Genomic DNA, 20,542 nt, shown 5'->3' with positions numbered 1-20,542 from the left:
GCCTTCCGGACTAGGACGACGTGCGGGGTGGACAATTTCGCTTTCGTTGACTACAGCGTGGTTTGTCCAGCGAAATGAAGTGCGCGGAACGCATCTCGTGTGCTTACCTCGGCGATCGCGGCTGAAAGAAAGTGGAGCGGCCCCACGTATCTTGGGGCACGATGACTCTCCAAAATGGCGAGCAGTCTTTTGGCTATCACCAAACCTGATTAATAGGTCTAACATCCAGATTCTGAGCGCGCCGGAGCACCGTCGCCGATGCACAGCACAACAGGATCGCCACGCGGGCGACCGGGATCGCTCTTTCCCCGAGGCCTCGGTCGTGGCAGTTATGGTTCGATCAATGTTCGCAATTCGTGTTCAATGACCGGCGTTTTCATCCTTGGGATTCCGTTGTTCAGGTGCCCTGGGTTAACAGGTTGCTGAGAAGGCAAATATCCCCGGGGTTTTTGAACTGGCCTCTTAACCTGGCGATATCCGGGTGTCCTGAGCTACAGGGACAACTCCTGAAAGTCTGACGCTACTGCCGCGTGAATAAATAATCGGTATCTCAGTTGACTTGCGAATTCGAGTTTCTACAATATTTGTCAACTATTAGTTATCGATAAGCGGCTGAAAGCAAGTCCGGGGGGACTCATTTTCCTGATTGACGCCTCGGAGGAAAAGCCGTGATCAACTTTGGACAGGTCAATATTAAGCATTTAAGGGATTTTGTCGCCAATGTTCGTGTAGCGGAAGGTCCAGGTTTCCAACGCATGCCGATCGCGTGGGCGAACATGAGCGATCCGTCTCCGACCGTAGAAGTCCTGTCGATCGCGCCCGGCAAGCAAACTCTTCCCCATTACTACACCGATCAGGTCGAACTCGTGATTTGCTGGCGCGGCCGCGGGACGGTTTCCGTCGCGTTGCAGCGGGCGGACGGACCGGGCTGGGATCCTTGCATAGTCGACGCAGCGGATTCGAACGGCATTCATATCGAGCCGGGTGACACTTTGGTTCTGCCAAAGTATGCGTTGCGCAGTTTCACGGCTCTCGACGAAGAACGGAAGAGCGTTCAGCATCCGTTTCCGAGAGCGGGGCAAAGTCCGCAAGTGTGGCCAGTGGAAAAACTTGTTCTTCTGCTGGTTCGCATTTCGGATAACCACGGCGTTCCGCACAGCGGTAAATCATACGGGGAAGGCGAAGCATTTCCGCAAGGCTATCCCCAGGTGTTGAGCAGCGATACGCTGACGTCGTACAAACGAAAGATCCTCGACTATCTCGGCTTTGAACTCGATCCCAAACTGATATGCGTCAGGTCGAAGATCTGGGGCAAGGAGGGACTCGTCGCGGGTGGAGCAACGGATTTTGCCAAGCCCGCCTTCCATTTCACGGCCTATACGTTCGTGCCTGGGCAGGAGAATCCTGAGCACTTTCATCCGAAGAGCGTTGAACTCGTTCTATGCTGGCAAGGGTGCGCCAACATGACAGTCAGGCCATCGCTCAACCCTGTCGAGGCCGGATTTGCCAAGTGGAACGACGCCCTCGAGGAAAATGAACTGATGGAAGGCGATCTCGTGCTCGTTCCGAAAGGTGCACTACATTGGTACGGGGTTTCAGGTAACGAAGATCTCGTCATACTTGCGCTGCAGACGCCGCATCCGATTCTGCACGTTCTGGAAGATGATTCCCCTGGTAGCAGCCTGGATGCACCCAAAGGAAAGTAAGTTTTCGCACCGTGTCGTTTCGACGCAAGAATTCCTGCCCTTTCATTGAGGAGACTTCAGTGATAGACGAAAAAGCGGACGCGGGCACGAAGGTTACCTACGAGATCCATCCGTCAATCGGGATCGCCCGGCTGGGAAATTCGGAGCGGTACTTCGTTGGACCGGAACCGGAGCCGAGGCCAGAACCGGAGCCGAGGCCAGAACCGGAACCGGAGCCCGACCGGGTGGGACCGGATGGCTTGTGGGTGACGCGATCATCTTTTGAATACGATACAACAGTCGAGCCTTCTCAGCCCTTCATGTATCGTGACGACCAGGGAATGCTCAAACGCCAGGCTGCGCGCTTCAGGATATACAAATGCTTGCGCGACAGTAAAGGCGTGCTAAAGCAGGCTGAAGAAGTCCGCTGTGGCGCACAGGTACAGGAAATCAAATGGACCGTGCGACTGAGAAACCGCAAAGGAGCCGCCGCCCGGTTTGAACGTGAAAACACGGACAAATCGTCCTCGAAAGAGATGCTTCGCAATCCGGATTGGGATCGCGACAAACTGATCATCGCTCCTCCTCCTTGCAGCCTGAACGTCGGACCCGGCAAGGCCGAGCCCCTCGATGCGTCATTCGATCCCGGGACGTTTCAGGACAGATTGGTGATGCTTGGTGAAATCCACACGGATTCCGACGGCCGGCTGTTGGTAGTGGGTGGTAAAGGCGAGTCGTTTTTTGCATTATCACCGCCCGCGTTGCTCAATAACGCTGCGGACAACGATGGCTGGTGCGACGATACGTCGGATGGGCCGGTGACCGCGGCAATCCGCGTGAATGACGGCGATGCGTGGATCGACGCCGAGCCGTCCTGGGTCATCGTCGCGCCGCCTGACTATGCTCCGGACATCAGCAGCTTTGTCACGCTGTATGACATCTGTTATCAGGCGTGGACGGACAAGAGCGGGCTGGCGCTACCGAAACCAGGCGAAACCAACTTTTATCGCGACGTGTTGCCTATTCTCAGGCGCGCAAGAGGGTATCGGTGGGTATTTGCGGGCGTGATGCGTTCCGAAGTGCCGGACAAGCACGGCTCGTGGAGCGATGAAACCTCGAGTCTGTTTGCCGCGCTCGCCAAGCCTTCCAATGATGCGCCCGCGCCGGGCAGTGTGTTGGAAAAGGCGATTCGATACCGGCAAATGCTTTTTGCTCACTTGCGAGGTCCTGACAGTAGCGTGCCGCCACGTGAGGTCGCGATGCCGAGGCTGCACGACGACGACAATAAGCTCGCGAAGTCGAACGATGCGTCGGAAGTACTTGCTCTCACTCCGATTCAGTATCGGCACATGCGCAACTGGGCCAATGGAACATTTACCGGCCATCGCGAGAAGGTTGAGGAGTTCGAATGTGAAGCGCTCGACCGGATTGCGCTGCAAGCGTGCTCGGGTGGCCCGTTTTTCCCGGGAATGGAAGCGTCGCGCATCATGAAGGACAAACGTCTCTATATGGGGCTATGCCGAATCGATCCCGATTCGGAATTATGGTGCGCAGATTCCGCACAGGAGAAGCAGCCGGCTGACGACATGGGAGCAGGCCGGATCACCGAGGGACTCGCGGTGCCATGGCAGGCTGACTTCTACGCGTGTCGGATGGGCGGGGACGCAACCTGGTGGCCTGCCACCCATCCTGACAAAGTGCTGGTGCTGCGTCGCGGCGACCAGAATCTGGATCGACCGGCAGACGTGTTATCGGAAGAAATGGAACTGTGGCATTTCGGTATCAACGACAGTCAGGACATGCTAAACAAGTGGTCGAGTCTGGGTATCGTGAAGGCGATGCGGCTGACAAAAGCGGACGGTTGGACAATCCCGGCCACGGCAGAAGATATTGAAAAGGACGATAAGGGCGAAATCACCGGCGGCACGATCTATGTCGAGCAGGAGCGAGTCGAACGACGCGAGATGAGCGCACGAGACGACCCGAACCAACGGAAAGACGAGCCAGCAGATGGCAAAAGCCTGCTTGACCGGCCTCAATCGCTGCGCACCAAACGCGCCGAGAACAAACGCGACGATACGATCGTTTCCCGTTCGCCATGAAAGCGACTCACGTTGCGTCTCGTGAATGTCCTGTGCCGCGCACACTGGACGTCGTCGTCATGGGGGGCGGCCCAGCGGGATGCGCTACGGCAATTGCATTGGCGCGACGCGGTCTGACCGTTATGGTGCTCGAACGGTCCTGCTACGACACGCCCCGTATTGGCGAAACATTGCCGCCAGAAGGCCGTGTTCCTCTCGCCGCGCTGGATTCGCTGCAACGCTTCGAGAACGACACCCATTTGCCCAGCAGCGGAATAGCCTCTGTATGGGGAGAGGAAGGTCTTTACCAGAACGATTTCATCTTCAATCCATACGGCCACGGTTGGCATCTGGATCGCTGTCGCTTCGATGCCATGTTGGCGCGTCGCGCCGCGGACGCGGGGGTACACGTGTTGCTGGCCAGTACCGCGCGACATTGCAGAGCAGACGCCAGCGGTGTCGAGATCGAGGCGCAGCGCGTGGGTGACAGGCCCATCACTCTGCGGAGTCGTTTCGTCGTCGACGCCACGGGGCGGGGCGCTTCGCCGTTGCCGGGACGGCAGCGCCGCATTGTTTATGACAAGCTTGTTGGACTGGTCGGCTTCGTCATCCCGCCGTGCGGGCAAAGCAATGCGCGCACCCTCCTGGAAGCGGTTTGCGAGGGCTGGTGGTATACCGCCCTGTTGCCGGGAAACCGACGAGTCGTCACCTATATGACGGACGGCGATCAATTGAAGCGTCATTGTCACGATCTCTTGCGCTTTTTTGTCGCCCGGCTGAACGAGGCGCCTCATACGTGCGGGCAGGTCGGAATACCCTCCGATGTGGAAAGTCTTCACCTCCTGGCGGCGAGCACCTATCGCCACACGTCGATTCACGGCGAGCGATGGCTGAGGGTAGGCGATTCGGCTTGTGCCTACGACCCACTTTCGTCGTCGGGCGTATTGAAGGCGTTGCAGTCCGGCCTCGACGCCGCAGCAGCGATAGAATCCAGCCTCGGTGGGGACGCCGGTGCGCTCGCTCACTACGCTGCGCGGGTGGAACAGCGTTTTTCAGCATATCTCGGGATGCGCGCATACTATTATGGTCGCGAAATGCGCTGGCCAGCGTCACTTTTCTGGCAGCGCCGGCATTGAGGAGAATGGCAAGGATGTCTTGGTGGCGCGAACCGATAAATGGCTACAGGTTTCGCGTCCCAAACAGGAATAAGCGAAGGAACGGCAATGAAGATTATGCTGGTCGACGATCACGCGCTGTTCCGGGAGGGCCTGCGGCTCGTCTTGATGCAACTTGATGCGGGTACCGAAGTCGTCGAAGCTGAAGACTGCGAACAGGCGTTCAGGCTTGCGCGGCAGAGAACCGATCTGGACATGGTTCTGCTCGATTTGTCGCTACCGGACGTATCGGGCATGGAGGCATTACGTCAGTTCCGCGCCGAATATGCAGGCCTGCCCGTCGTTGTCCTGTCGGGTCGTGACGATCGGGCTACGATCATCGAGGCATTGGACGCAGGGGCGATGGGTTTCATACCCAAGTCATCTACAAGCCGTGTGATGATGAGCGCGTTGCGGCTCGTCCTTGCCAACGGTGTCTACATTCCGCCCGCGGCACTCGCGGCCCCCGGCGCGAGACCACCACCTGCAAGAGGAGACAACGGCGAACCCGATGCGGCATCCCCTGCGCTTCGTTTGCCGGATAAGGCCCTTACCGAACGACAGATGCAAGTGCTCGAATTGCTCGTCCAAGGCAAGCCGACCAAGCTGATTTGCCGGGAATTGGGCTTGGCGGAAGGAACGGCGAAGGTGCATATCGCTTCCGTGCTTCGCGCACTTCATGTCGCGAATAGAACGCAGGCTGTGGTCGCGGTGAGTCAGCTTGGCATCACCTTCAGGTCGAGCCGGGCTGGCTGACTCGTCCGCTGCATGACGGGGCGAAGCCAGTCGACCCGAGGCGCTTTCGTGTTCACTCATGCTGCACGACGCTCTACATTGAACTGCGGCCTGTCCGGTAGCACGGGAAAGACTCTCCAGCAGCCGTCGTCATGTCGAAAGAAGAAGAGCACATGCGAGTTCATCGGATGACTGGATTCGACACACACATAGCGCCTTCTGTCCGCACGCGTTCGGCTGAAGCGGACGACATGCACGCTTCGCGTCGTCGTCGGCGCGAGCCATTTGTCGACCTGATAGCGCAGGGACTGCTCTTCAACGGTTTTCATCCGAAGCCTCGTTTTCGGTATGGTGGGCCGCGAGAGGCCCGTTACACGCTCCCAAACGCCGCGCACATCCAGTTGCGGCGACGTTGCGTGTCACTCGTGCGCATCGAGTGCAAGCAGATTCAGGACGATCAGAATGACGGGCCGGTTCTCGGAAACGATCTCGATGCCTAACGTATCTCTCATCCAGCTGCCGATTTTTGTATTGGCGAAGTCATCGGGACTCGCCGACTTCTTCATCGTCACGCCGAGCTTTCGCGCGTGATAGTGATAGGACGGCAGGCGATACTGATCCGCGATGGCCTTGAGCCCCCCTTTGACGCCGCAATATGCCCCCAGGCTGGCCACAAGAATGAGTCGGTCCGCTTGATCTAGTGAGAAGAAGAATGCGCGAGCTGCCTGCCGCGTTCGCGATTCATTGAGTCCGTACTCCGCAAGAACTGATTCGACCGGATCGGCGAGCGATAGCGCATGGGTATCGAGTTCGGCGGAAACGCCTTCGATCTCGATCGAGATGTTGCGCCGGTGTCTCGCACTGCGTAGACAGTCAATCAGGTAACGCCGGAAATAAGCGCAGATCGCGTAGGCGTTGAAGGGGGCGCTCATCGTAGGCTCATACGGTACGTCCTGATCGGCATCCAGTCTCAGCACGCGCGAAAAGATGAACTGGGCGATGAGTTCGTCTTTGTCTTCGGGGAGCGCCCGCAATTCGGACGGGTGATATCCACGCAACGCACGCCGTATGAGGGTGTAGATGCAGCCCATCTCCATGCCGGAAAGGCTGGTGCGCCGATGCCAGAGATCGGTAAGTGTCGCGGCGTCATCATCGATCCCGGCGCCGTCCGGGTAGCTCAATGTGGCCATGGCGTTCTCCGGCAAGCAAGATCGCGTTGACGGGTGCAACGCCTGTCGGCAAACAACTGGGTGATACGGAACTGTGTAAGGAAGGTCATGACGTTGCCCTGTTTGAGTCGATCCATTTGTGTTCAGCCTGCATATCGGTTGCGGACCGATGGCAAGCCGTACGTTCCGACACGGAGGCACGATAGAGTCAGCGCACCGTTCGAGACGCTTGCAGAGTAGAACTCCGGAAAACGCGCGCCAATCGGCCGGACGAACTACATCCGATATCGCTGAGGGCTGATCGTGGTGTAGAAGAGGGGGCGCCTGAACCCATCGAGCGCGAATTGGCTGAGCGAATTACACCGGGCGGCCTAAGCCGCTCATGCATGACCGCGCAATGGCGCGCCATGAAGTGCGTGGGCGAAAATTCCGCCGTCCGTCCGGGACTAGTTCCAACGTGGTAGGCCGCACCGGTATGCGGGCGGCTGGACAGTCTGACCGGTGCACGTTCGATGGCGCGCACAAGCGAGCCCGTGCCAGTGCCCGTGTGGCTGGGCATCGCACCCGTGAAGAATCCTGAGCCTCTCGTGCTTCCCGGCATACTTGAACGACAATCCGGGGGCAGACGCTGATGCACCGATCCGCTAAAACAGCCGACTGACTAAAAAAAGCAGGCCTCTCTTTCGTTTTTATGGCTGTACGCTCCACGTGTGCACTCCGTTTCTCACGAGGGTGACCGTGACTGTTTCCCAGTCGCGAACCAGCGAAGACGGTGTGGGCCGTTCACGAAAAGACCGCGGTCACGCGGGTTTGAGGCAATTGAATCTCGGCAGTGGAGGTTCGTATGAGCTCTGCGTCTTCAGTGGAAGGAAAGATCGGCGACGCGCCAGACGGCGAGACGCCTGGCTCGAATTTGAAGAATGACATCGCCCGCTGCGAGATGTGCATCTCGCTCGCAGCGCGCACTGGCGTGCGAATTCCTGAATTCATGCTCCGCGCCGTCAAGACCGCGCGTGCGGAACTGGAAGCCGCCAAGGTTAGCCCGGGAACAGAAGCTGCCTTCTACAACGCGATGGCGCATATCGTGGCGCACGCGCCTTATCCGAACGCGAGAGTCGCGGATGATCTGAGGCATTGTGCGGATGTCGTGTCGCACGCGGGACTCACCGGAAAGCCGATCTCAAGGCCCGATATTGAGGCGCTGTCCGTCGCACGCCAGGCACAGAAAGACTTCACCTGGTCCGCCACGGTCGAGGTACCGTTCTACGATGCGATGAGCCGGATTACGCATGCGGTCGCGCCCGTCGTCGGGGAGACTGTAGGCGCGCAAGCGCGCAAAGGCGCGCGCAGAGCAACCAGAAACTACTCGATCTCCGCGGCGGCGCTCACGCTCTTCGTACTGGTTTTATCTTGCCTGCTGTTCGCCATCAGGCAGATATCGGACGACATTCAGGATGGGATCCAGAAGAACGATCCGATCGCCCTTATGATGCACAACCAGTTGCAGGCGTACGCCGCCGCACTCACGAAGGCGAATGAGCATCCGTCCGGGGACGTGCTGGCGCAGATGCAGAATTCACCGGAAGCCGTTGCAATCAAAGATACGCTGCAGAAGTTCGCGACCAACAACCGTCAGCTCTATTCCGACATCGAACGAACGAAAACCATCAGCGGGCTTTTCTTCTGGATGCCAAATTCGATAGGGAAACGAATCTTTGAATTATTTGGAAAGCAATGGGGCGTCAACTGGGGCATTGTGCCAAGCCAATATGCGAAGGATTGCGACAAGGCGGAGATCGCCGACGTGCCCGATGAAGGATTCACCTTCTCCAACGGCGTGAAGTACGGATTCCGTCTGATCTGGCCTGATCCGCCTCCCGCCGCCGATTGGGAATGCACGACCGACTCCATACGTCACGCGCTGGAAATCGATTTGCCGCTGTTCGACATTGGCATTGCGCCGGATAAAAAGAACCGGATGATTCCCGACGATACGGTGAAACAGGGCTTTCAAAAAATCGCCATCTATCAGCAGATTCGCGCGACGGCGAACTATGCTCGCGACAACATTCTCACGTTCGTCGGAATGACGACGGGGTTCATCCTGCCGATTCTGTATGCATGGCTCGGCGCCACCGCGGCCATTCTCCGCAAGTTGCGCGACGACACCGCGGCATGCCTCTTTCACCCCGAATATTCAAAGGTCGCCAACCGGTCACATGTGACGACGGCCGTTATCGTCGGCATCTCCATCGGATTGTTCAGCGAACTGGTGTACGGCGGAAGGGAAATGTCTCCATTGGCGATCGCGTTCGTGGCCGGATATGCTTCCGACAGGTTTTTCCAGTTCGTCGACCGCTTGGTGCAGGCGTTGTTTCCTTCGGACATCAGCCAGAAACTACATCCGGCCGCGCAACAGCGTGAGGATCCGGCGCAGCCGGGAGGCGCTCCGCAACCCGCGCGGTCTTGAGAGAGATTCCCCGTCTACTAGCCGCAAGCAGCGCGGCCGATTTCGATGCGCACTGGGGCAATACCAGATGGACAAGCGGGATCCCTTTATTCAGCGCGTACGCCAGCTACTGGAAGGCGGACAAGGTGATCAATGCAAGGCGACCACGCGTGCGAACGGTACTACGGCGCGGAAGAAATCAACACTCACGACGTTTCACTGGGGCGGGCACATGGTGCGCGGCGGCGGCCAGTAAGAGGCGTCACCGTGGCGGGATGGCATCGACAACGCCGGACGTCGTCTTTTCAGGAGGCGGGACAAATGCGAGAGTCTGATCAGGAAACAAGTCACAGCGCGTGTGCTCGGGAAACCAGCAAGCCGAAAAGGACGAGCGAGCCGTCCGCAGACACGGCGTCGGCGCGAGCTGGTCGCGAGCGTCGGGCCACCGCTGCGCTGAGCGGCGCAATGGCTAACGTCGGAACCGGCAAGGACGGTATGTCCTTCGAATCCGTCGTCGTCTCGCCGAATGCGGTCCTGGGAATGCAGCGGACGCTCGGTAATCGCTTCGGAAGGCTCAGATCAACTATGCGCGGCTTAAAGCTCAGGTGAATCATCTGACCGTATCCAACGTTGTTTCGCGCGACGCAACAGCCGGACAGGTCGGTGAACAGATCGTCCAGGCTTCTGGCTTCGCCGATACCGACGCAGCGCAGGACGCGATGAAAAAACTGGAGCGGGCTACGGGTTTTCTCGGCGTTCACAATCAAGCACAGGATGCACATACGGAGATGGTGAGATCAGGGCAGGCAGTTGGCAGCACGCAGAGCAAAGTGAGTCAGGCGGCATACGGGTACAACGCCGCTCTTAATACATTCGAGGGCGGTATTCCTTCCGTCGAAGACAACCCTGAGCAGGCGAAAGCCTTGAGCGATTTGAAGGGCAAAATCGAGAAGATAAAGAAATACGTGGGCAAGGGACTCGAATACGCCGGTAAGGGCCTCGAGAAGCTGGGTGTCGAAGGAGCCGAAAAGGTCGGCGGATCGGCTGGCCCCGTCGTCGACTGGATCACGGACCAGGTGTACGATGCCGAACTCAATGGGCTGCAAAGCCAGATCGCGACGTACAACCAGGCATACACGGAGCACAAGGTCAGTGGAGAACTGAATGAGATCCGGAAGGCGTCCCGCGCGTTCACTGAGGCCATCGCGAATTTCAATGATGCTGTCAGTCAATATGGCGAGAATCAACGGATTTTCAGAGACAAACTGAGCAAGCTGGCGGGCGCAGCGACAGGCAAGGGAGCGGGCGGCGGACGCTTCGCGATGATCGCAACCGTGTTGCCCGAAGTCGATAGCTACGAAGATCAGCTCGACACTACGCTACGACTCGGCTATCAGGAACAGGCTGCCGCAGCCGAGGCTGCGGCTTCGCGGCGATCCCTCGAAGGAGGGCCGAAAGAAAGTGGCGGCCGCGATGCAGGCCTGCCGTACTACGAACCGTACATGTTCCATCACAATAACGGCGGTTGGAACTATGAGTGCCAGCGCAATGATTTGCGCATTGCGTCCTTGGGCACATCGCGGGGTTCTGCGGCCGGCGTCGCGAATATCGGCGTGAACGAGACCATCGAGGAAGCGATCCGGACTCTCCAGACCTTACGTGCCGAAGTCGATCCAATGCGCAAGGCACTGGCGAAGGCAATGGATATTCGCATGGATACAGGAATGCCGACTTCAGCCGGTGGCGTGGCCCCAACATCGCGGAGTGCAAACACTGGCTTATAGGAGAACGCGGATAAATCTCCGGCGCGCGCTATCCTGGCCGAACGCCGCTCGAACGTGACATTGCCCGTGCGCCCCTTCCATCATTCCCCGAAAGCCCGGCGAGCGCGTGAAGACTGATCGGCGTGATGCGATCGAGCTAGTGCGCGGCGGGGACACCGGCTATGCATAAGCTGCATGCGGCAGGATCGGGATTCAGGAATTCCTGCATGCTGGCGCCGCGGTCGTCTGCCAGTCTGTTCCAACCGCAACCTGATCAGTGGAGTATTCACCACGGAGTGGCTCGCGCGCAATCTCATCAGAGACACTTATACCTAGGGCAAGCAGCGCTTGGACTCTCGTTTTCCCCGTTCAGGTGGGCTATTTTGATCAGCGCTTCGCATCTGAATCTGGAAGCACTAACGCTAGATCGGGAAACTGTCCACACGGGCATCGAGGAAGAAGCGCAGATAGATCTGCCGTGACCATGACAGCACCATCACGAAGGCCATCAATGGCCGGCGTGCCCGGCCGATCTGCAGGTGACCGAAGCTGGCCCAGTCGACCTGCGCCTGTTCACCGGCAAGTGTGCGCAGACGCAGGTAAGCCTCAGGTATCGGGCGTGGCCGGTGCAGTGAGATCAGATGCCGGAAGTGGTGATGACTGCCCCGGTAACCCATCGCATACGGGCGACTAGCCGTGAGCGAGGGAAACTTCTTCAGCGTCTCGTGGATGAACGGCAGGTAAGCATCGATCTGCGAGGCTCGATGCACCGCGCCAATCCTGGGAAGGCCGGCTTGGGCGAGCGCGCGCTGGACGGGCACTGGCCCGATGCGGACGAGGCCCGAACAGATGCGGCGACAGAAGTGGCAAGGTGTCGATCCGGGCACGGCGACAGTGGATATCGATGCTGTGGCCGTCGTCGAAGTCAGTGGCAGTAGAGCATCGGCGACCGGTGTCGGGGAACGCTGATGCGTCACTTTATTGAGTCGCTGGCGATAGCGACGCATCCGTTCGGCATACGCAAAGCGGCCGCGATGACTGAGCTGATAGCGTTGGCCCGCCTCGCGCAGGCGGGCGCGGCGCGCGGCCTGTGAGCAGTCGCCACCGCAGTAAACCTGGCCGCGATCGCAACGGCGGCACACGACGACCTGCGCCCGGCAGCGGGCGCACAGAAAGAGGCGGCCAGCGGCCGGCATCGGTAGTCCCCGTCAATGCCGAAGCGGTATCGACGAGGCGGATCAGCCGTGCCATACTGGGCCCGGCACCCGTACCCCGTTGTGCGCGTGTGGGGCTCGACACTGGAATGAACTTGGCGGTTAGGACCGGTGTCGGGCCTGCTTCTTCGGCGGTCAGTTGTAGTCGTTCTTCTACCGCATCCCGATTCCCGCGTCATCCCCCTGGCGAACTGCACATCCCCGGTACGTCTGCGCTCGCCCTACGGGCTCCCTCCGACGCACCCGAAACTGAGCCTCACGAAACGTCCCAGAGTCGCCAGGTTGAACAGCAATCGCGTCGCGTGGCTGCTCGACGCCGCCATTTACTGTCGGATTTCGATCGCCATTCACACCGAATGCATTCGGCGGCACTTTTGCTTTTCAAGCCATTGCAGCGACTCGCCCTGCGGTTATTGCGCCAGCCGGCGTAAGCCCAAGCCCCCGGCATCTCGGCGAGAGGATTGAACTTCCACGTCAGGTAATCGAGCGTCGCTGCACCGGTGCGCGACCGGATGAAACATCCGTTGGTCTGGAGGTGGCGCCTGGCCGGTAAAGACCCGGGAGGATGCGCGCAGTGCCGCGCGGCGGGATAAAGTCATGTCTAACAGCAGGACTCGATGCATGCCCGGGCTGGGTCGGCCGATCAAGATGGGGCGGAGCCGTGACTATCCAAAAGCTGAGGATTCGCACACTCGCGTTCTGGGTAGTGCTCGCGTTACTGGGCTGCGGTGCGGCATCGGCAGGCGAAGTCAAGGTAATGATTTCGGGCTGGTTTGGGCCAGCGTATCGCGAACTGGGCGCGCAATTCGAGGAGACGACCGGCGATACACTGATCACCGTCTGGGGGCCCGCGGTGGGCACGGCCGTGAATGCCATCCCCGTGCGGCTAGCGCGTGGCGAGTCGGCCGACGTGCTAATCGTGGTCGGCTATGCGCTCGACGAGCAGATTAACTCCGGCACGGTGGTGCCTGGCAGCAGGGTGGACTTCGCACGCTCGCCGATCGGCATGGTGGTTCGTGAGGGTGCACCAAAACCGGACATCAGCTCTGTCGAAGCATTGCGCCGCACGCTGCTTGCAGCGAAGTCGATCGCCTATCCGGACAGCGCGACCGGAGTCTATATCGGCAGCGAACTGTTTTCGCGTCTTGGCATTGAGGAGCGAGTAAAAAGCAAGAGCCGCATGGTTCCGGACGAGCGGGTCGCCATTGTCGTCGCGAACGGCGAAGCTGAGTTTGGTCTTCAGCAGGTCGTGGAACTGTTACCGGTGAAGGGCGTGACGGTGATCGGCAGTTTGCCCGCGGAAGTACAAAGGTACGAAGTGTTCAATGGAGGCATCGCCACTACGGCGAAGAATCCAGCCGGCGCGGAGGCGTTGATTCGTTTTCTGTCGTCGCCCGAGGCGGCACCGGCAATTTCGAGGACCGGGCTCGAACCGCTCACGGCAGCACCTGCGAACTGAGCGAAGCTGCAGCGCTGCCGATTGGCCAGCACTGAAGGGGCTGCCGCCATAGGATGGCGGGTGCTGCATGATGCGGATGGCGCAACCCGACCCAGCTTGTGTGGAAACCGGTTTTTCACGGCTAGGCGAGCGATTGCCGATCAGGTCAATCTCGTTCGGCCCGGACAGCTTGCACCGATCGACCGTCGCGTGCGCAACAAGGCCTCTCAGGGCTTTAGCTTTCGACCATCTTCATAGCCTTCAATGTTCCCTGAACGCCGAATATGTTCATGACCCGCTTGACGTTGTAAGCCAACACCTGAAGGCTCATCTCCGTACTCACCCGCCTGAGCGTCCTGGTCAGGAAGTGTGCGGGGCCCATCCAGTGCTTGAGCGTGCCGAAGACATGCTCAACGGTACTTCTGCGGATGGTCATGGCGTCAGGTTTCCGGTCGAGCCGACGCTGCATCACTTCAAGCGCATTCTCGTACTCCCATCGCCGAATTCGACGATAGTCAGACGGTGAACATCGTTCCTTGAGGTGGCAACGTGGGCAGGCGCTGGGCCAGTAGACTCGCAGATTCAGGTCATGCTCGACAGTCGTGAATCGATGGATCGCCCGCTCGCCAGCAGGGCATCGATACGTGTCGCTTTTCGCTACGTAGATATAGTCGGCCTTCGTAAACAGACCTTTTTTCCGGGATGCCGACGTGAGCGGCTTGGGAACATACACGCTGATGCCATTCAGATCGCATGCCCTTATCTCCGGCCCGCTGAAGTAACCGCGGTCCGCAACAACCTTCAGCTTCGATCTGCCCATCGCGCGCTTCGCGAATATCGCCATTTAGCTGAGTGTCCATGATCGTTGCCGACATTGGTTACTTAGTGTTCAACGATCAGATGATGTTTCGTATCAACTGCTGCCTGGACGTTGTAGCCCACTATGCCGGAGCCTCATCCACTCGTTGCCATCGAGCGTGCGTCTGGATCCGTCAGCGACAACTGCTTGTCCGGCTGCTCTTCCAGTTGCATGCCGATCTGCTTGAGCTCACGCATCTGCTGGCGCAGCACGGCGATCATCTCGTAGAGCCTTTTCAATCAGATCGAGATATCGCTGCACGCTTTCCTCGATCTGCTTCTGGCGCTTGTCGATCTTGCTTGCCGTGTAGTTCCTGTCGCGGGTGTTTGATGCCTTGAACTTGCTACCGTCGATAGCCACCATGTCACTGGATGGCAGCTCGAGCCCGCGACACGGTTCGACGAAACGCCGGCATACGTTGCGGATCGCCGCGCCGCTGTCACGGCGGAAGTCCGCGATCGACTTGAAGTCCGGAGCGAGCCGTCCTGTCAGCCACATCAGCTCAACATTGCGTTGGCATTCGCGCTCAAGTCTCCGGCTCGACGGTATCCGGTTCAGATAGCCGTAGATATAGATCTTCAGCATCACGCCAGGATGGATTATTGCACGAAGACTGATTAATCTTGTCGTCCGGTTTTCACTCGATGGCGGACACCAACGTCGATGTCCCGGTGGACCGTAGAGGGTGTACTCGCTGACGTGCCGGTTCAGCAACGGAATCAGTCGGCCGCTTCGGATATGACTGTTGCGCTGAAGCTACCCAATTGCCCGATGCCGAAACCAGATAGCACCGCCTGAGTTTCTATTTCCGGGTCGTTTACGCAGATGGCGGCGGGCACGTGGACCACGCTGATTCGCGAAGGCGAAGAGCCCGTGGATCGCGATCAATCACGTAATTCAGCCGCCGGGCTGGCTGCCGGACGGCGGAGGCGAAACGATGGAAGAACTGCGCCGCAAAAGCAAACAACCCGGTACGACGGGGGCCCTTCCGGGGTAGGGCATCGCCAGGCGCAAATCGAGGGCACTTCAGTTCAGCGGACGCAGGACCCTTACGCGTGTTGAAAACAGCTTTGCCGCGGGGAACGCGCTCGGAAACTGAGCTGCGACATGGTCTCAAGCAATCGAAGATGTCGTTTCCGTTTTTGAGCTCTTGGCTTGACCAATTCCCTGCAAACCACGCTAACCCAAGCTGTCAGGCAGTCGACGGTCGGGATCAGCCCCTCGCGAAAACGAGTGAGCCGGTCGCGGGCACCTCGAGCCATGCGGATGCCACGAAACCATCCAATGGCGGCCCAGATGCGTCGACACTGCCACCATTGCCAACCGGTGAGGGATTCGGATAGCCGTCGTAGACGTCGCTATTGAACACTTCGCGCCACGTCCCTGCCGTCGGCAGTCCGATCTGATATGCATGCTTGGGGAGTTCGTCGAAGCTCACCACGACGATCACGTCGCTGCCGACACCTTCGATCCAGCGATGCATGACCAGCACGCGGTCGAAATCGTTCGCGCGGGATACGCGCACGCTTGTGGAGCATAGTGCCTGCAACGCGAGCCGCAAGTGTACGAGATCCGTCGAGCAACGCAGAAAATCGCGCATCGACGGGTCCGCCGCCGTCAGTCCCGCCCAGTAGATCAGTCCGTTAGTGCTGCGGTCGTCGCTCCAGTTCTTGTCTTCCAGGCACTCCTGGCCCATGAACAACAGTGGAATGCCCGGCGCGCAAAGCAGTAGCGTCGTGGCCGCGCGTACGCGGCTACGTGCATACCACGAGCGACGGTCGCTCGAATCCGCGAGAAACGGCAGCCGCGCTGCGCCGACATGGCCGGCGTAGGTCAGATCGTGATTTTCGAGGCACGTGTTGAGCTTCCATGCCTCGACGGGTGTCGCCATCGAGGCGTCTGCGACTGCGGACAGGTCGAGGCTCGCCGACAAACCGTAACTGCTCTGTTTGAGCAGTGCACGCACACTGTCTCGCATGCCGTCCGCGAGTTCGACGTCGAAGCCCAAGCCGCCAGGAGGCGGCTCGACCGCGCGTGGCCGATCGCCGTTCCAGTACTCCGCAATCTGCACCACCGAGCGTCGCGTCGCGCGCACGGTTTCGCTCAGGTGTTGCGCGAACGTTTCACCGCCATGATTCACAATCGCACTGACTTCGTCATAACGAAGGCCGTCGACGTGATACTCGGTCAGATAGAACCGCGCATTGTCGATCAGGAACTGACAGACCCCGTCTTGCCAATAGGCGAAGATCGGTCCTATCCATGTCTGGTCAGTAAAGTAGAGACTTCGATTGGGATCAGGACCTTGCTGGCAGTCGTAGAACCAGATACTTCTGGGGTCGAACATGCCCCGGCTATCGTGGCCGAACGCGTGGTTATACACCTGGTCGAGAATCACAGCGATGCCCTCCAAATGGCACAGATCGATGAGGCATTTGAGCTGGTTGATTCCCGGTGTCAGGTCCGTTTGCGTCAGCGCTGGCTGACCTTTACCGGCGAGCATCGCGTTGATTTCGGCAAGCCGCCAGCGCAGGTCGTCGGGTGAAACACAATAGGGAATTTCGGGGGAATACGGGTCCGTGCCGTTGTACCCTAGGCTATAACCCGTTTCGAACTCCTGGATCGGTAGTAGCTGGATGGCGTTGATGCCGAGGGCGATCAGGTAGTCGAGGTTCGCCACAACATCGAGGAACGTACCGCTGCGTACGGCGCGCACGTCATTGCCTTGCTCGTCTTCCGCCCACCATGTGCCGACATGCAACTGGTAGACGATCAACTCGCGCAAGGAGGGAGGTTGCCACGCGCTGTCATGCCACGGATAAGTCGCCGGATCGCGCACGAGGCACCAGGAAGCCGGATAGGCTGGAGCAAAGCTGAGTTCGCGCGCGAAGGGATCGCGTTTCCATCCGCTGCCGCCCACACCTTCGACGTAGAACAGGTAAGGGTCACCTTCCTTGATCGACAGCAGCAAGCCGCCCCACGTTCCATCGCCGAGCGGCTCCATTGCGTCATCCGACGCGGGCTGCCAGCCTGCTTGCGCGAGCGTCGGTTCGAGCGCCGCACCCGCCACGACGAACACGGCCGTTGCGTTGGGCGCCCATGTGCGAAAGCCGGTGCCATCCGTCATAAGCGATGCGCCCATCGGACTCGTGCGCCCGACACGACCTTTCATCACGCTCATGTTCGCTCCAAGGTAGGGGGCCAGTCGATGCAGTATAGGAAATCGGCTGGCGTCCGCGCAGATTTGTCAGCATCCTGATCGATGAAACTGGGGCCGCCCGTCGGCTAATTGCCGTTCGTCATCCGCATGCCCCTTCAGTGTGCGCGGTCCACTGCTTGCACTTGGCGAACGCGTCGTTTCTCGCCACCGCTTGCACAAGTTGTCGTGTGCGATGCGGTGCATCGACTACGCTGACAGCCATGGCTTCCATGCAAGGGAAGCCTGCACCAAGAAACGAGGAGGCCCGTGATGAAGAACGAAAACGCACGAGCCAAGGTAGTTCGTCTGGCTATCGCCGCATGCTGCATTCTGGCGCCGCTGATTGCGTGCTGGACAACCGCCGCGCAAGCCCAGTCACTCAAGGCGTATGACGTCAAGCTGGATGAGACCACGGTCTCCGGGATTTCATCCGGCGCCAATATGGCAGTGCAATTTGCCGTTTCGTATTCGTCAATTGTCAAGGGCGTTGGGGCCACGGCGGGCGGCCCATACTTCTGCGCGGGAACATTCCTGAACCGCGATCTAACGATTAGGAGAGTGATCGCTCATTGCATGCAGGGCGATCCGGGCTATCCTGTGATTCCGATCACATCCGCTGATGCCGCCGGTTTCATACGTCATGTGCAAACGCTTTCTACGAGAGGCGAGATCGATCCCGTCGAGAATCTCGCGCGTCAGAGAGTCTGGATTTTCCATGGTTACAACGACGGTGTCGTGAAGAAACCCGTGACCGATGCTCTCTATGATTTTTATGCTCACTATGCTGGCACGCAGGTGTTCTACAAAGACAATCTGCGTTCGGGGCATGCTCAGATCATCGGTTCCTGTCCGACCGGTACGGGTGGGCCTCCGCCGCTGCAAAACTGCGATTGCAGTGTCACCGGCAATGAATACATCAAGAACTGTGGTTACGATGCAGCCGGTGTCCTATTGCAGCATCTTCTTGGCAACCTGCACAGCAGGACCGCAACGCCGCACGGAGAACTGCTGACGTTCACGCAGGATGAGTTCGCGCTCGACAGCCTCGGGCGCCAGGATGCCGCCGCAATTTCGATGGGCGCGACCGGCTATGTATATGTGCCGGCTACCTGCGCGGCGATGCAGCCTTGCCGGGTGCACGTCGCGCTGCACGGATGCAGCCAGAACGCCGACACGATCGGCGGTCGCTTTGCGCAATATGCGGGATATAACGAGTGGGCGGATGCAAACCACCTTATCGTGCTCTATCCGCAGACGGCATCAAGTCCTTCGTTTGACGACCCCTTCGTGAACAATTCCCCAGGCTGCTGGGACTGGTGGGGATATAACGAGCAGACCGATACGGAGGGCGTGTATGCAACCAAAGCCGGCTTGCAGATCGCAGCGATCAAAAGGATGCTCGACCGGTTGTCAGGCGGATATAGCGGCTGGCAGACACAACAGACAGGAGGCGCGCTCGCGCTAACGGATTTCACTGACAGGCGGGTTGCACTCAGGTGGGGAAACATAGCGAATGCCGTCGCCACCAATGTTTACCGGGGCAGGTCGGCGGACGGTCCGTTCGTGAAGGTAAATAGCGCGGGCCCTGTGGCGGGCGGGGTCTTTGTGGACACCACGACCGCGGCCGATACTACCTACTTCTATGTGATCAGGAGTGTCGACACCACCGGGCGCGAGTCGCAACAGTCAGCCCCTGTGATGGTGATGACCGCGTCCCCGCCGCCAAAGTGCGATCCGTACTTCAGCATTCTCGCGGCTCATGCGGTGACGAAGGCTGGCATTCCTACTGATCAGACTTGCCCTTAGAGCGTGGGAAGATTGGAATCCCCTGGAATGGAACGGAACCGAACGGAACTGCAACGCCCGTTTTCCTTTTGTTCGGATCAGACTACTGCTGATCGGCTTTACCCGATCTGAGAGCGTCGTGCGATCGACCGCCATATGATTTGACATAATGTAATTTATCAACATCAATTCTGTAGGTCCCAAATAGAAATGTCGGGTTTCCGCTAAATAGAAATGTCGTGTTCTGGGTAATTTGACTGCCGGACATCCGCTCAGGGAGCCGGCGATGAACGCGACCGGGACGATCACGATGACGATGCGTGAGATCGATCGGCTGAAGGTTATTCGGGCCGTGACCGAGGCCCGGCTCAAGCCGGGCCAGGCCGCCGAACGCCTGGGGTTGAGCGTGCGCCAGATCGAACGGCTGGTGCTGCGTTACGACGCGGCCGGCGTGGCCGGGCTGGTGTCAGGCAAGCGTGGGCGTGCAGGCAACCACCAGCTGCCTGCTGGCAAGGCGCAGCGGGCGCTGGCGCTGATCCGCGAACGCTATGCGGATTTCGGGCCGACCTTGGCGCGCGAGAAGCTGCGGGAATGTCATGGCATCGAACTGGCGGTCGAAACGGTGCGCACGCTGATGATTGCCGCGGGACTGTGGGTGCCGCGCAAGGATCGCCCGCCGAAGGTGTACCAGCCGCGTAACCGCCGCGCGTGCCTCGGTCAACTGATCCAGATCGACGGCAGCGATCACCGCTGGTTCGAGGACCGGGCGCCCGCCTGCACGCTGCTGGTCTTCATCGACGACGCGACCGGACGGCTGATGACGCTGCACTTCACGGCGACGGAGTCGACCTTCAGCTATTTCGAGGCACTGTCGAAGTATCTGGGCGCGCACGGCAAGCCGGTGGCGTTCTACAGCGACAAGGCCAGCGTCTTCTACGATCATTCCTGGATGGCTGCACCTTTTAGTGGCTTGGTGACGCAGGTCACCACTTATCAGCTCGTGAACAACTT

Annotated in this window: 11 protein-coding genes and 5 pseudogenes; 10 read left to right on the top strand and 6 right to left on the bottom strand. The window is 59.2% G+C overall.

The features are described from left to right. Nucleotides 1-668 precede the first annotated feature (668 nt). The 4 genes from AB3X95_RS18790 (at nt 669) to AB3X95_RS18775 (ending at nt 5,676) form a co-directional block, all read left to right on the top strand. On the top strand, nt 669-1,706 hold the full coding sequence (locus AB3X95_RS18790) for a cupin domain-containing protein (protein ID WP_368622180.1): 1,038 nt from the start codon (nt 669-671) through the stop codon (nt 1,704-1,706). A gap of 59 nt (nt 1,707-1,765) precedes the next feature. After that, nucleotides 1,766-3,787, top strand: a complete 2,022-nt coding sequence (locus tag AB3X95_RS18785) for a LodA/GoxA family CTQ-dependent oxidase (RefSeq protein WP_368622179.1) — start codon at nt 1,766-1,768, stop codon at nt 3,785-3,787. Next, nucleotides 3,784-4,902 (top strand): FAD-dependent oxidoreductase, encoded by a 1,119-nt coding sequence (locus tag AB3X95_RS18780; protein ID WP_368622178.1) that lies wholly within the window; start codon nt 3,784-3,786, stop codon nt 4,900-4,902. Before AB3X95_RS18785 ends, AB3X95_RS18780 begins: the two co-directional genes overlap by 4 nt. 87 nt (nt 4,903-4,989) lie before the next feature. Next, complete coding sequence (locus AB3X95_RS18775; RefSeq protein ID WP_368622177.1) at nt 4,990-5,676, top strand: response regulator; 687 nt, start codon at nt 4,990-4,992, stop codon at nt 5,674-5,676. 56 nt (nt 5,677-5,732) lie between these two features. Here the strand turns inward: AB3X95_RS18775 and AB3X95_RS18770 are convergent, their stop codons facing one another. Together AB3X95_RS18770 and AB3X95_RS18765 are read right to left on the bottom strand one after the other, a co-directional pair. Then, complete coding sequence (locus AB3X95_RS18770; protein ID WP_368622176.1) at nt 5,733-5,984, bottom strand: hypothetical protein; 252 nt, start codon at nt 5,982-5,984, stop codon at nt 5,733-5,735. A gap of 90 nt (nt 5,985-6,074) precedes the next feature. Next, complete coding sequence (locus tag AB3X95_RS18765) at nt 6,075-6,845, bottom strand: hypothetical protein (protein WP_368622175.1); 771 nt, start codon at nt 6,843-6,845, stop codon at nt 6,075-6,077. A gap of 823 nt (nt 6,846-7,668) precedes the next feature. Here AB3X95_RS18765 and AB3X95_RS18760 point away from each other — a divergent pair. Then, nucleotides 7,669-9,294 carry a hypothetical protein gene (locus AB3X95_RS18760; RefSeq protein WP_368622174.1) on the top strand — a complete coding sequence of 542 codons (1,626 nt, stop codon included), beginning with the start codon at nt 7,669-7,671 and terminating at the stop codon, nt 9,292-9,294. 584 nt (nt 9,295-9,878) lie between these two features. After that, on the top strand, nt 9,879-11,057 hold the full coding sequence (locus AB3X95_RS18755) for a hypothetical protein (RefSeq protein WP_368622173.1): 1,179 nt from the start codon (nt 9,879-9,881) through the stop codon (nt 11,055-11,057). 410 nt (nt 11,058-11,467) lie between these two features. Here the strand turns inward: AB3X95_RS18755 and AB3X95_RS18750 are convergent. Further along, nucleotides 11,468-11,845: pseudogene (locus tag AB3X95_RS18750) on the bottom strand (IS21 family transposase); the annotation flags it as partial. A gap of 970 nt (nt 11,846-12,815) precedes the next feature. Between AB3X95_RS18750 and AB3X95_RS18745 the strand changes: the two are divergent. Continuing rightward, on the top strand, nt 12,816-13,709 hold the full coding sequence (locus AB3X95_RS18745; RefSeq protein ID WP_368622172.1) for a molybdate ABC transporter substrate-binding protein: 894 nt from the start codon (nt 12,816-12,818) through the stop codon (nt 13,707-13,709). 214 nt (nt 13,710-13,923) lie between these two features. On the opposite strand, the pseudogene AB3X95_RS18740 reads toward AB3X95_RS18745, so the two are convergent. Both AB3X95_RS18740 and AB3X95_RS18735 read right to left on the bottom strand, forming a co-directional pair. Next, a pseudogene (locus AB3X95_RS18740) lies at nt 13,924-15,144 on the bottom strand (IS1182 family transposase); the annotation flags it as partial. Nucleotides 15,145-15,234: 90 nt separating this feature from the next. Beyond that, nucleotides 15,235-15,386, bottom strand: a pseudogene (locus AB3X95_RS18735) (LysR family transcriptional regulator); the annotation flags it as partial. A 23-nt stretch (nt 15,387-15,409) separates the two neighbouring features. On the opposite strand from AB3X95_RS18735, the pseudogene AB3X95_RS18730 reads away from it, so the two are divergent. Further along, nucleotides 15,410-15,544 (top strand): annotated as a pseudogene (locus AB3X95_RS18730) (sterol desaturase family protein); the annotation flags it as partial. Nucleotides 15,545-15,760: 216 nt separating this feature from the next. Here AB3X95_RS18730 and AB3X95_RS18725 read toward each other — a convergent pair. Then, the gene (locus tag AB3X95_RS18725) at nt 15,761-17,728 is read right to left on the bottom strand and encodes an alpha-amylase family glycosyl hydrolase (protein ID WP_368622171.1); all 1,968 of its coding nucleotides are present in this window, start codon (nt 17,726-17,728) and stop codon (nt 15,761-15,763) included. A gap of 288 nt (nt 17,729-18,016) precedes the next feature. On the opposite strand from AB3X95_RS18725, the gene AB3X95_RS18720 reads away from it, so the two are divergent. Further along, on the top strand, nt 18,017-19,552 hold the full coding sequence (locus AB3X95_RS18720) for a PHB depolymerase family esterase (RefSeq protein WP_368622170.1): 1,536 nt from the start codon (nt 18,017-18,019) through the stop codon (nt 19,550-19,552). A gap of 265 nt (nt 19,553-19,817) precedes the next feature. Beyond that, nucleotides 19,818-20,468, top strand: a pseudogene (locus AB3X95_RS18715) (ISNCY family transposase); the annotation flags it as partial. Nucleotides 20,469-20,542 lie beyond the last annotated feature (74 nt).

Source organism: Paraburkholderia sp. BR13444 (genome assembly GCF_040948755.1).
In the GTDB taxonomy this organism is placed as follows: Bacteria; Pseudomonadota; Gammaproteobacteria; order Burkholderiales; family Burkholderiaceae; genus Paraburkholderia; species Paraburkholderia youngii.
The sequence above is the reverse complement of the archived record's forward strand: the minus strand, read 5'-3'. Positions and strand labels throughout refer to the sequence as shown.